Annotated in this window: 11 protein-coding genes and 1 riboswitch; of the genes, 4 read left to right on the forward strand and 7 right to left on the reverse strand. The window is 69.7% G+C overall.

What is annotated here, in order from left to right; genetic code table 11:
- Positions 1-30: 30 nt before the first annotated feature.
- A riboswitch (cobalamin riboswitch) is annotated at positions 31-154 on the reverse strand.
- From E1218_RS21120 to E1218_RS21130, 3 genes are all read right to left on the reverse strand, one after another.
- Complete coding sequence (locus tag E1218_RS21120; protein ID WP_132322754.1) at positions 143-1,111, reverse strand: DUF3500 domain-containing protein; 969 nt, start codon at positions 1,109-1,111, stop codon at positions 143-145. Its footprint overlaps the riboswitch before it by 12 nt.
- Complete coding sequence (locus E1218_RS21125) at positions 1,102-1,782, reverse strand: histidine phosphatase family protein (protein WP_132322756.1); 681 nt, start codon at positions 1,780-1,782, stop codon at positions 1,102-1,104. Before E1218_RS21125 ends, E1218_RS21120 begins: the two co-directional genes overlap by 10 nt.
- Complete coding sequence (locus E1218_RS21130; protein WP_132322758.1) at positions 1,779-2,708, reverse strand: cobalamin biosynthesis protein; 930 nt, start codon at positions 2,706-2,708, stop codon at positions 1,779-1,781. The genes E1218_RS21125 and E1218_RS21130 overlap by 4 nt, the downstream gene beginning before the upstream one ends.
- A 42-nt stretch (positions 2,709-2,750) precedes the next feature.
- Here E1218_RS21130 and E1218_RS21135 point away from each other — a divergent pair, with 42 nt between their 5' ends.
- From E1218_RS21135 to E1218_RS21145, 3 genes are read left to right on the forward strand one after another with little or no spacing between them, the layout of a single operon-like run.
- Positions 2,751-3,554, forward strand: a complete 804-nt coding sequence (locus E1218_RS21135) for a serine hydrolase (protein ID WP_132322760.1) — start codon at positions 2,751-2,753, stop codon at positions 3,552-3,554.
- Positions 3,551-4,612, forward strand: coding sequence for a mandelate racemase/muconate lactonizing enzyme family protein (locus E1218_RS21140; protein WP_132322762.1), 1,062 nt, complete (start codon positions 3,551-3,553; stop codon positions 4,610-4,612). Before E1218_RS21135 ends, E1218_RS21140 begins: the two co-directional genes overlap by 4 nt.
- On the forward strand, positions 4,609-5,472 hold the full coding sequence (locus E1218_RS21145; RefSeq protein ID WP_132322764.1) for a C40 family peptidase: 864 nt from the start codon (positions 4,609-4,611) through the stop codon (positions 5,470-5,472). Before E1218_RS21140 ends, E1218_RS21145 begins: the two co-directional genes overlap by 4 nt.
- 75 nt (positions 5,473-5,547) lie before the next feature.
- Here E1218_RS21145 and E1218_RS21150 read toward each other — a convergent pair whose 3' ends face one another.
- On the reverse strand, positions 5,548-6,690 hold the full coding sequence (locus E1218_RS21150) for a TerC family protein (protein WP_132322766.1): 1,143 nt from the start codon (positions 6,688-6,690) through the stop codon (positions 5,548-5,550).
- Between the two features lie 350 nt (positions 6,691-7,040).
- On the reverse strand, positions 7,041-7,385 hold the full coding sequence (locus E1218_RS21155; protein WP_202866122.1) for an MmcQ/YjbR family DNA-binding protein: 345 nt from the start codon (positions 7,383-7,385) through the stop codon (positions 7,041-7,043).
- An 87-nt stretch (positions 7,386-7,472) separates the two neighbouring features.
- Here E1218_RS21155 and E1218_RS21160 point away from each other — a divergent pair, with 87 nt between their 5' ends.
- On the forward strand, positions 7,473-8,402 hold the full coding sequence (locus E1218_RS21160; RefSeq protein WP_132322768.1) for a carbon-nitrogen hydrolase family protein: 930 nt from the start codon (positions 7,473-7,475) through the stop codon (positions 8,400-8,402).
- Between the two features lie 77 nt (positions 8,403-8,479).
- Here the strand turns inward: E1218_RS21160 and uvrB are convergent, their stop codons facing one another.
- Together uvrB and E1218_RS21170 are read right to left on the reverse strand one after the other, a co-directional pair.
- Positions 8,480-10,585 carry an excinuclease ABC subunit UvrB gene (uvrB, locus tag E1218_RS21165; RefSeq protein WP_132322770.1) on the reverse strand — a complete coding sequence of 702 codons (2,106 nt, stop codon included), beginning with the start codon at positions 10,583-10,585 and terminating at the stop codon, positions 8,480-8,482.
- Between the two features lie 47 nt (positions 10,586-10,632).
- A partial coding sequence (locus E1218_RS21170; RefSeq protein WP_325052849.1) for a hypothetical protein occupies positions 10,633-11,342 on the reverse strand: 710 nt, incomplete at its 5' end.

Below are 11,342 nucleotides of genomic sequence, written 5' to 3' on the forward strand. Positions count from 1 at the left end.
GCGCGTTCCTTCCCGGGGTGTCCACGCCCCGAACGGAGGTACGACGGCGGCAGTTCCTGACTCCCCTGGCGGGTCACAGTGGCGGGACCGTCCCGGACTCACACCGGGTTCCTGCTGATGCCGTCGATTGACTCCGCTGACTCTAGCGGTGGATGGCGTAGTGCGCTGCCAGCAGGTCGGTGCCCCAGTCGTTGCGGAGGTCACGCCAGACGGAGTGGATGTGGTTGGCGTCGTCCTGGGTGTTGTCGTACTCGGCCAGGAACGTCGGGCCGGCGATCGAGTAGTAGTGCGGGTGGCCGATACCGGGCTCGGTCGCGCCGGCCCAGGCGAACGTGAGGCGCTCGATGCCGTGATCGGTGATGTCCTGCCAGGTCTGCAATCCGATCGGCCCGGCCGCGCGGCCGACGTACTGGCCGACGAGCAGGCTGAACACCTGGCGCTGGTCCGCGGACATCTCGCCGTACGCGAGCCCCTGGTGGAGGCGGGACGGGTCGGCCACCGGGTCGTGCCGGGTGAGGATGTCGCCGGGCGCCTCCTCGGAGACGACCGCGACCGCCCGCTGCCCGGGGTCGAGCGAGTGCAGCAGCTCGAAGCCGAGATCCTGCTCGCCGACCAGGAAGCGCCGCCCGGCCTGTGGTCCCGACCTGACCTCGGCCGGGTTCGACCCGATGAACTGCGGGGTGAACGCGATCGCCCCGTCGACCAGGGTGACGTGCAGCGCCAGGTGGTGACCGTTCAGCCGCCAGGCCCACGGCTCCGTCCCGGCCGGATCGCCGAGCACCCGGAGGAAGTACCGACCGCCGAGCACGGAACCTTCCCACTCCCCCGAGGGTGGCAGATCGGGGATGCCGCGCAGGATGACCTCGGCCTCGAACACGGCCTTCGAGTCGGCCACCCCGCGCTCGCTGCAGCCGATCTCGATCAGCCGCTCGGTGAGCCGCTGCTGCGCGGGCGTCAGCTCGGACAGCGGGAGCCCCGGCCGGTCGCCGGGCAGATAGGTCCACTCCTTGTGGTCCGGGGTGTCGAACGCCGCCCTGACCTTGTCCAGCTGCGCGGGCGTGAGACTCGCCAGCAGGTCGAGGACCGCGTCCCGGGTCTGCTCTACAACCATGCCGATCGCTCCCGTTCCGTCGGTTCGTAGTGGGTCCACTGTTCGAACGGCCGGTCCAGCTTGTACCGGAAATCCGGCTGCCGCAGCAGGACGCGTGTTTCCGCGTTGTCCGGGTTGCGCAACGTCTCGAAGAACCGGACCGACCAGTGGAACCAGCGCATGCAGAACAGCCGCATGGTCAGCCCGTGCGACACCAGCAGCACGTTCCGCGGCGCGTCCGGGGTCTCGAAGTCGCGGTGCATCGTCTCCAGGAACGTCGACACCCGGTCGTACACGTCGGAGCCGGACTCACCGTGGGCGAACCGGTAGAAGAAGTGCCCGTACGAGTCGCGCAACTGCTGCTGCCGCTCGATGTCCTCGGTGTCCTGGAAGTTGGCCCAGTCCTGCTCCCGCAGCCGCGGCTCCTCGCGGACGACGTCGACGAGGTCGTCGATCCCGAGCGACTCGAGCGTCTGGCAGGCCCGCAGGTACGGCGAGACGTAGACCCGGACCGGCTGGTTCTCGAACAGATCGCGCAGCCGCTTGCCCGCCTCGGCCGCCTGCTCGTGCCCGTACGGGGTGAGCGGGATGGCGTGGTCGGGGATGCGCTCGAAGATGCGCTTGTCCAGGTTCGCCTCGGACTCGCCGTGCCGGATCAGCGCGATCCGCAGCGGTCGCCGGCTCAGGTTCATCGTCGCCCCTTCCGTCGCCCGCTCAGTGCCAGGATCGCCGCGACACCGGCCGCGGCGACGCCGACGCGCCGCGCCAGCGCAGCGGTACGGCGGACGTCCGCGACCGTCGGCGTGGGTCCGGCCCCCAGCGTGCCACGGTCCTCCTGATAGTCCCCGTAGCTGTTCCGCCCACCGAGCCGCAGGTCGAGCGCGCCGGCGAATGCGGCCTCGACCGGACCCGCGTTCGGACTCGGGTGCTTGGCCGCGTCCCGGCACCACACCGCGATCGCCTCCCGGGGCCGCCCCGCGGCCAGGCCGGTCAGAACCGCACACGCCCTCGCCGGGAGCAGATTGAGGACGTCGTCCAGCCGGGCCGCCGCCCACCCGAAGTTCAGGTACTTGGCCGACTTGTAGCCGACCATCGCGTCCAAGGTGTTGGCCGCCCGGTAGCCGAGCAGTCCGGGTACCCCGAGCGCCCCGCCCCAGAGCAGCGGCGCCACGCACGCGTCGGACGTGTTCTCGGCCAGCGATTCCACGGTGGCGCGCGCGAGGTCGTCGGCTGCCAAGTCGGCCGCGTCCCGGGCACACAGGTGGCTCAGCCGATCACGGGCCGCCGGGATGTCCTTCTCCTCGAGCAGACCGGCCATGTGTTCGGCCTCGCGATCCAGGCTGCGGGCGCCGAGCACGGTCCAGGTCGCGGCCGCGGTGACGAGCGTGTGGACGAACGGGCGATCCCGGGTCAGCCGCTCCACGATCACTCCGGCGGCGCTCGCCGTACCGACGAGGACGGAGGTGTACGCCGTACCGGCGGACCGCGAGTCGGCGTACCAGTGATCCTCCAGCCGGGCCGCGGTCCGGCCGAAGCCGGCCACCGGGTGGTAGCGGCGCGGATCGCCGAGAACGCGGTCGGCAGCGAACCCGAGGATCAGACCCAACGCTCTGGACACCCTCGGAAGTCTGCCAGGCCCCTGTGTGTAAGGGTGAGCGGCATGGGAATCGCGGAGTCGCTCCGGAACGTCGACGGCCGCGGCGAGTTCGGGGTGTGGCTGGGCCGGCTGGACGGCGTACCGGCGTTCGAGCACGAGGCGGAGACGACGCACTACTCCGCCAGCACGATGAAACTGCCGGTGGCGATGGCGATGATGCGCAAGGTCGAGGCGGGTGAACTGGCGCTCGACCAGCCGGTGACCGTGCACAACGACTTCGCGTCCGCGGCCGGTGGCCGGTTCGGCGTGAACCCGGAGGAGGACGAGGCGCCGGCGACCTGGGGAAGGCTCGGCTCCGAGGTTCCGCTCGGGTGGCTGGCGGCCGAGATGATCACCCGGTCCAGCAATCTGGCCACGAACCTGGTCCTGGAACTGGTCGGCGTGGACGCGGCCGACGCCCTGCTCAGGCCGGGACCGAGCGCGATCCGTCGTGGCATCGACGACCTCCCGGCGCGGGCGGCCGGGATCAGCAACGAGATGAGCGCGGCCGGCCTGGCCGGCGTCCTGCGTGCGGTGGGCAACCAGGAGGGCGCGTCCGGCGACCACCTGCGCGACCTGCTCGCGGGCAACCAGTGGAACGGCGAGATCCCCGCCCAACTGCCGGCCGGCACCCGGGTCGAGCACAAGAACGGCTGGGACACCCGGATCCGGCACGACGGCGGCATCGTCCGCCCGCCGGACGCCGACCCGTTCGTGCTGGTCGTGTGTACGACGTCCGGCCTGCCGGACGCGGACGCGCAGCAGCTGATCGCCTCGATCGCCCTGGAAGCCTGGAACCACCGGCACGACCTCGGAGCCGTTCGATGAAGATCTCCACGCACCTGGTGTCGGCGCCGCTGCACACCCCGTTCGTGACGGCTCTCCGGACGGCGACCCACGCCGACTCGCTGCTGGTCGAGATCAGCGACGGTGAGCTGAGCGGCTGGGGCGAGGCTCCGCAGGTCTGGAAGGTCACCGGCGAATCGCTCGCCGGTGCACAGGCCTGCGTCGAAGGCCCGATCGCCGCGGCCCTCGACGGCCTCGAGCCGGACGACCTGACCGAGGCGTTGCGCCGGGTGCAGAACGCTGCCGTCGGCAACTTCGGCGCGAAGGGCGCGGTGGACGTCGCACTGCACGACCTCGCCGCCCGGCGACGTGGGCAGACGCTGCACGCGTTCCTCGGGTCGTCGGTCGGCACCGTGGCGACCGACGTCACGCTGTCCGCCGGCGACGCCGAGGCGCTGGCCGCCGCCGCACGTGACCGGGTCGCCGACGGGTTCGACGTCCTCAAGGTGAAGGTCGGGACCGGTGACGCGACCGCGGACGCCGCGCGGGTCCGGCGGATCCGGGAGGCGATCGGTCCCGGCCCGCGCCTGCGCCTGGACGCGAACCAGGGCTGGACCCGCCGCGACGCCGTCACCGCGATCCGATCGCTCGAGGACTGCGACATCGAACTCGTCGAGCAGCCCGTCCCCGCGGCCGACCTCGACGGCATGGCGTGGGTGACCGACCGGGTCAGCACGCCGATCCTGGCCGACGAGTCCGTGTACGGCGTCCGCGACCTGGTCGCGGTGATCCGGCACGGCGCCGCGGACATGGTGAACGTCAAACTGGCCAAGTGCGGCGGGCTCGCGCCGGCCCGGACGCTGCTGGAACTGGCCCGGGAGCACGGGATCCGGACCATCGTCGGCTCGATGATGGAGGGTCCGGTCGGCGTCGGCGCGGCGGCCGCGCTGGTGTCGGCGTACCCGACGTCGGCGGTCAACGACCTCGACGCCGCGTGGTGGCTGCGCGAACCGCCGGTGGCCGGCGGGATCCGGTACGACGGCCCGATGATCCACCTGCCTTCGGCGCCCGGCCTCGGCGTGACAGGCTTGACCGTATGAAATTAGTCGCCGCCAAGGTCCCGGTCAGCACGGTGTGGACCGCGCCGGACGCGCCCAGGGACGTCGACGCCCCCGCGATCGCCGCCCAGCCCGACGTGGCCGCGTGGGCGACGTCGATGGACACCGAGACCCGCCTCGGGCTGCACGGCCGCACGCTGACCCAGTTGCTGTACGCGGAGCCGGTGCTGGTCCGGTCGGAGCGTGACGGGTGGTCGGAGATCGTCGCGCCGTGGCAGCCGTCGTCGCAGGACGCGCTCGGCTACCCGGGGTGGGTGCCGTCGAGCCACCTCGGTGAGTTGCCTGGAGCCGCGACCGCTCCGGTCGCTGTCGCCGTACCGACCGCTCCCCTGTTCGCCGAGCCCGGGGCCGGCGCCTTCGCGGAGCTGTCGTTCGCCACGGTGCTCGCGTCGGTCGAGCACGCGGACGGGTACACGCGGGTGGCGACGCCGGATGGCGGGTCGGGCTGGTTGGCGGACGACGTCCTGTGGTCCGGCGGTGCGGGTACGGCGGACGATCGGCTGCGGCTGGGGTCGCAGTTCCTCGGGCTCGAGTACCTGTGGGGCGGTACGTCGGCGTACGGGCTGGACTGCTCCGGTCTCGTGCACACGGTCAACCGGGTGCTCGGCCTGCGCACTCCGCGGGACGCGCACGACCAGGCGGACACGCTCGAGAACATCGCCATCGACGAAGCACAGCCTGGTGACCTCTACTTCTTCGCCCACCCCGGAAAGCCGGTCCACCACGTCGGCTTCGTCTCCCCCGCAGGCATGCTGCACGCCTCCGAAACCGGCAAACGGCTCGAGAACGAGCCAATCACCGAAGACCGCCGGGCCACCCTGGCAACCGCCGCCCGCCTCTGACCGCCCCCGCCGCTGTCCCCGACAACGACGTCGCCCCGGACCGCAGGTCCGGGGCGACGTGGTATTTCAGAGGTCTCAGTGCTTCTTCGCGTCCGTCTGCTCCGGCTCGCGAAGTGCCTCGAGCTCGGCCTTGGTGTTGTCGTCCAGGGCGGTGTCCTGCCGGCCGGTCTCGTCGGTCGTGCCGTTGCTGGACCCGACCGGCGTGGCCTCGTCCAGCTCGCCGCCACCGGCCGACTGCGCCTTCGACTGCGCCCGCTTGCGGGAGGCGCTCAGGCTGACGACCGTGGTGATGCCGAGCGTGATGACGATGAAGCCCAGCGAGAACCAGATCGGGATCTCCGGCGCCCACTCGACGTGGTGCCCGCCGTTGATGAACGGCAGCTCGTTCACGTGCATCGCGTGCAGGACCAGCTTCACACCGATGAAGGCGAGCACGACGGACAGACCGATCGACAGGTAGATCAGCCGCTTCAGCAGGTCACCGAGCAGGAAGTACAGCTGCCGCAGACCCATCAGGGCGAACACGTTCGCGGTGAACACCAGGAACGGCTCCTGGGTCAGGCCGTAGATCGCCGGGATCGAGTCGAGCGCGAACAGCAGGTCGGTGGTGCCGAGCGCGATGATCACGATCGCCATCGGGGTGACGAGCCGCTTGCCGTTCTGGACGATCGTCAGCTTGACGCCGTTGTACTCGTCGGTCGCGTTCAGCCGCCTCTTCGCGAACCGGATGATCGCGTTCTCCTTGAAGTCCTCGTCGTCGTTCTCACCCTGCATGGCCAAGTGGATCGCGGTGTAGACCAGGAACGCACCGAACAGGTAGAAGATCCAGGAGAACTGGTTGATCGCGGCCGCGCCGACGGCGATGAAGATGCCGCGGAAGACCAGCGCGAGAATGATGCCGACCAGCAGGGCTGTCTGCTGGTACTTCCTGGGCACGCCGAACCTGGACATGATGATCAGGAAGATGAACAGGTTGTCGACACTGAGGCTGTACTCCGTCAGCCAGCCGGCGAAGAACTCTCCTGCGTACTGACCACCGGAAAACACCCAGACCCCGAGGCCGAAGACGACTGCGAGACCGACGTAGAACGCGATCGCGGTCGCGGACTCCCGGGTCGTCGGTTCGTGCGGGCGCCGTCCGATGACGAAGACATCGAAAGTGAGCAGCGCGAGCAGCACGCCGACGGTGATGTACCAAACGTAGTCAGCAACGTGCACAGGAAACCTCCGGAGCGCAGACGGAACAGGACTCCGAAGGTCTCTTCCGCCTGGCTCGTTGACCGAGCCTGACCGGCGGCACCGGGCGAGGGGAACGAACCCTTGACCGTGGTGACGATACCGCCGCGAAGGAATACTCCCCTTCTCCGACCCCTATTCTGGCCGGTCGATGTCCAAGTCTCCAAATCCGGAGCGCGCCTCCCAGTTGTCGCCATGATCACGGCTCGCGATGGGAATATCCCGGATCGGTCACTGACCGTACACAAATGTCTGCCTGGTCACACGACGTCCGATTGTCTACGGCGTACTGTATGCCTGCGTTCCGGGTGCCGCCTCACGGAAAGTAGTGGTCAGGGACGCTTGGATCTCGGCAGTTTGGCGACGATCGTCTCGTAGGACGAGTCGATCAGTTCCAGGATCTCGTCGTCGGGAACGGCCCCGCCGAGGCGGATCGTGTTCCAGCCCGAACGGCCGATGTAGGCCATCGTGCCGACGTCGTCCGGATAGGTCTCGACCAGTTCGTCAGCCTCCTCGCGGTTGCTGCCACACTTCAGCCCGACCCCGTCGCCGCCGAGGAACGCGAAGATCTTGTCCCCCACCTTCGCGACCACGTCCCCCTCCCACGGCTCGTCCTGCCAGGCCCCCGGCTTCGCCAGGCAGTACTCCAGCACCTCGTCACCCGCCAGCCTGCTCATCTCACTCCCCGGTCGACCCGAACATCTGTGCCCGTGGGACGGACAGTATCGGGCGGTGGGGACATCCGGGACTCGTAGGCTGCGGGCATGACTTCGGTGGTGGTTGCCGCTGTGCAGGCGGGGTCCGTGATGTTTGACACGCCCGCGACGCTGGCGAAGGCCGAGCAGTCTGTGCGGGAGGCGTCGGCCGGTGGTGCGCGGCTGGTGGTACTGCCGGAGGCGTTCCTCGGCGGGTATCCGAAAGGGCTCGACTTCGGGATCACCGTCGGGTCGCGCTCAGCCGAGGGACGAGACCTCTTCCGCCGGTACCGCGAGGCCGCGGTGGACGTGCCCGGGCCGGAGACCGCCCGGCTGGCCGAGCTCGCGGCCGAGTTGGACGTCCATGTCGTCGGCGGGGTGATCGAGCGTGCCGGCGGGACGTTGTACTGCACCGCCCTGTTCGTCGATCCCCGCCGCGGGCTGGTGGCGACGCATCGCAAGCTGATGCCGACCGCCGCCGAGCGCTTCCTCTGGGGCCAGGGTGACGGGTCGACGATGCCCGCGGTCCGCACCGAGGTGGGTGTGCTGGGCGCGGCGATCTGCTGGGAGAACTACATGCCGCTGTTCCGGCAGTCGATGTACTCCAAGGGCGTCCAGATCTGGTGCGCCCCGACCGTCGACGATCGCGACCAGTGGCAGGCGACCATGCGGCACGTCGCCCTCGAAGGCCGCTGCTTCGTGATCAGCGCCAACCAGTTCCTCACCCGCGACGGCCTTCCGGCCGACGTTCACCCGGTCCAGGGCGACGACCCCGGCACCGTCCTCATCAACGGCGGCAGCGCGGTGATCTCCCCGCTGGGCGAGATCCTCGCCGGTCCGCTTCGCGATCGGGAAGGCGTCCTGCTCGCCGAGCTCGACCTCGCCGACCTGGACCGGGCCACGTTCGACTTCGACGCGAGCGGTCACTACGCCCGTCCCGACGTCTTCACCCTGACCGTCGACGAGTCCCCCAAGCCCACCGTCGTCCGCAACACCTGATCGGCGCGGGGCCGATCACGTGCCCGCAGTCGCCGGCCGGGTCACCCGGCGCGCCCGGGCTGGTTGGCCCGGGCGGGCTACTTGGCGCCGGCGGCGGTCATCTGGCGGAGTTCCTTCTTGAGCTCGGAGATCTCGTCGCGGTACCGGGCGGCGACCTCGAACTGGAGCTCGGCGGCGGCGTTGTGCATCTGGTCGGTGAGCTGCTGGATCAGGTCGGCCAGGTCCGAGGACGGCAGCCCGCCGGCCAGCTCCTTCGCCTTCTCGCCGGCCTTCTGCCTGCCGCCGCCCGGTACCGGCGCCTTACCGCGCGACTGCGTCCGGCCGGAGCCGAGCAGCTCGGCCGTGTCGGCGTCCTCGCGGGCCAGCATGTCGGTGATGTCGGCGATCTTCTTCCGCAGCGGCTGCGGATCGACCCCGGCCTCCTTGTTGTAGGCGATCTGCTTGGCCCGGCGCCGATTGGTCTCGTCGATCGCCTGCTCCATCGACGGGGTCACCTTGTCGGCGTACATGAACACCTGACCGGACACGTTCCGCGCGGCCCGGCCGATGGTCTGGATCAGCGACCGGCCGGAGCGCAGGAAGCCCTCCTTGTCGGCGTCCAGGATCGCCACCAGCGACACCTCCGGCAGGTCGAGGCCCTCCCGCAGCAGGTTGATGCCGACGAGGACGTCGTACTCCCCCATCCGCAGCTCGCGGAGCAGCTCGACCCGGCGGAGGGTGTCCACCTCGCTGTGCAGGTACCTGGTCCGGATGCCCATCTCGAGCAGGTAGTCGGTCAGGTCCTCGGACATCTTCTTGGTCAGCGTGGTGACCAGGACCCGCTCGTCCCGCTCGACCCGGAGCCGGATCTCGTGGATCAGGTCGTCGATCTGGCCCTTGGTCGGCTTCACGATCACTTCGGGGTCGACCAGGCCGGTCGGCCGGATGATCTGCTCGACGAACCCGTCGGACTTGTCCTGCTCGTACTGCCCCGGCGTCGCGGACAGGTAGACCGTCTGGCCGATCCGCTCCAGGAACTCCTCCCAGCGCAGCGGCCGGTTGTCCATCGCCGACGGCAGCCGGAACCCGTGCTCGACCAGCGTCCGCTTCCGGGACATGTCGCCCTCGTACATCCCGCCGATCTGCGGCACGGTCACGTGCGACTCGTCGATGACCAGCAGGAAGTCCTCGGGGAAGTAGTCCAGCAGGCAGTGCGGCGCCGAGCCTGGCTCCCGGCCGTCGGTGTGCCGGGAGTAGTTCTCGATGCCGGAGCACGTGCCGATCTGACGCATCATCTCGATGTCGTACGCCGTCCGCATCCGCAGCCGCTGCGCCTCCAGCAAATGCCCGCCGCGCTCCAGCTCGGCCAGCCGCTCGGCCAGCTCGGCCTCGATCGAGGCGATCGCGCGCTCCATCTTCTCCGGCGCGGTCACGTAGTGCGTGGCGGCACCGATGTAGACCTCGTCCTCCTCGCTCAGCACCTCACCGGTGAGCGGGTGCAGCGTCATCACCCGCTCGATCTCGTCGCCGAAGAACTCCACCCGGACGGCGAGCTCCTGGTACACCGGGAAGACCTCGAGGGTGTCGCCGCGGACCCGGAACGTGCCCCGGGTGCCGGCCAGGTCGTTGCGCGCGTACTGCACCCCGACGAGCTTGCGGAGCAGGCCGTCGCGATCCATCTCGGTGCCGACCTTCACGTGGATCATGCGGTTCAGGTATTCGTCCGCGGAGCCCAGGCCGTAGATGCACGAGACGGTCGCGACCACGATGACGTCGCGCCGGGTCAGCAGGGACCAGGTCGCCGAGTGCCGCAGCCGCTCGACCTCCTCGTTGATCGAGGAGTCCTTCTCGATGTAGGTGTCCGTCTGCGGGACGTACGCCTCCGGCTGGTAGTAGTCGTAGTAGGAGACGAAGTACTCGACGGCGTTGGCCGGGAAGAAGTGCCGCAGCTCGTTCGCGAACTGGGCGGCGAGCGTCTTGTTCGGCTGCAGGATCAGCATCGGGCGCTGGATCCGCTCGGCCAGCCAGGCGATGGTGGCCGTCTTGCCGGTACCGGTCGCACCCAGCAGGACGACGTCCTGCTCTCCGGCGTTGATCCGGCGCTCGAGGTCGGCGATCGCGGCCGGCTGGTCGCCCGCCGGCTCGAAGTCGGACACGACCTTCAACGGCGCGACCATACGCTGGAGATCCGAGACCTGTCTCATGCCCTCCACCGTACGGGCCGTCGCCGACAGTTTCTCGAAACCCCTGGTCAGAAGCTCTTCTCCAGGGTTCTGTTCATCACGACGAGCTCGTTGACGCGGCGTTTGTAGACGGAGATCTCCAAGCCGGCGTCGGTGCCGGTGACGTTGCCGAACTGGTCCTGGTAGGCGGTGACGAAGCCCCGGAAGGGGATCAGCTTGCCGGTCCCGGTCCGGACGTAGGCGGAGTACGACAGCGCGTAGCAGGCCTTGATCGCCTCGTTCGCGGGCTTGCAGACCCGGCCCGAGCTGATCCGGACGTTCACCATGCTGTTCGATTCGATGTCGACCAGGTGCTCGGCGAACCCCTTGGCGTCGTACAGCGTGGTCTGGCGGACCCAGTAGTACCCGTCGATCAGGCCGCGGGAGTTGAACTGCGGCAGCAGGTAGTTCCGGCCGCTTCTGGACTTGTCCGAGTCCGGCACCCAGCCCTTCGCCGGGGTGAACCAGACCCCACGGCCGACCTCGACGCCGACGTCGTGCGGCCCCTTGGTGATCACCGGCTCGGTCGGCGTCGGCGGGGTGTACAGGGTGCCGGTCGGGTACGGCGTCTCGCCCGCCGCCGGCGTCTCCTCGTCCCCGCCGGTGACCAGCAGGACCACGCCGACGGCGACCAGCGCGACGGCCAGGACCGCGCAGCCGACGATGACCCACTGGGTCCGGTTCGACGTCCCGCGCCGCGGCTGCGGTCGCTGCGGCCCGGTCCCCCAGCCCACCGGGC

This window comes from Kribbella turkmenica (assembly GCF_004348725.1).
In the GTDB taxonomy this organism is placed as follows: Bacteria; Actinomycetota; Actinomycetes; order Propionibacteriales; family Kribbellaceae; genus Kribbella; species Kribbella turkmenica.

Bases quoted from the DNA above. Each gene is read 5' to 3' on its own strand.
- E1218_RS21120 (WP_132322754.1), bottom strand. From the start codon at position 1,111: ATGGTTGTAGAGCAGACCCGGGACGCGGTCCTCGACCTGCTGGCGAGT.
- E1218_RS21125 (WP_132322756.1), bottom strand. From the start codon at position 1,782: ATGAACCTGAGCCGGCGACCGCTGCGGATCGCGCTGATCCGGCACGGC.
- E1218_RS21135 (WP_132322760.1), top strand. From the start codon at position 2,751: ATGGGAATCGCGGAGTCGCTCCGGAACGTCGACGGCCGCGGCGAGTTC.
- E1218_RS21140 (WP_132322762.1), top strand. From the start codon at position 3,551: ATGAAGATCTCCACGCACCTGGTGTCGGCGCCGCTGCACACCCCGTTC.
- E1218_RS21145 (WP_132322764.1), top strand. From the start codon at position 4,609: ATGAAATTAGTCGCCGCCAAGGTCCCGGTCAGCACGGTGTGGACCGCG.
- E1218_RS21155 (WP_202866122.1), bottom strand. From the start codon at position 7,385: ATGAGCAGGCTGGCGGGTGACGAGGTGCTGGAGTACTGCCTGGCGAAG.
- E1218_RS21160 (WP_132322768.1), top strand. From the start codon at position 7,473: ATGACTTCGGTGGTGGTTGCCGCTGTGCAGGCGGGGTCCGTGATGTTT.
- uvrB (WP_132322770.1), bottom strand. From the start codon at position 10,585: ATGAGACAGGTCTCGGATCTCCAGCGTATGGTCGCGCCGTTGAAGGTC.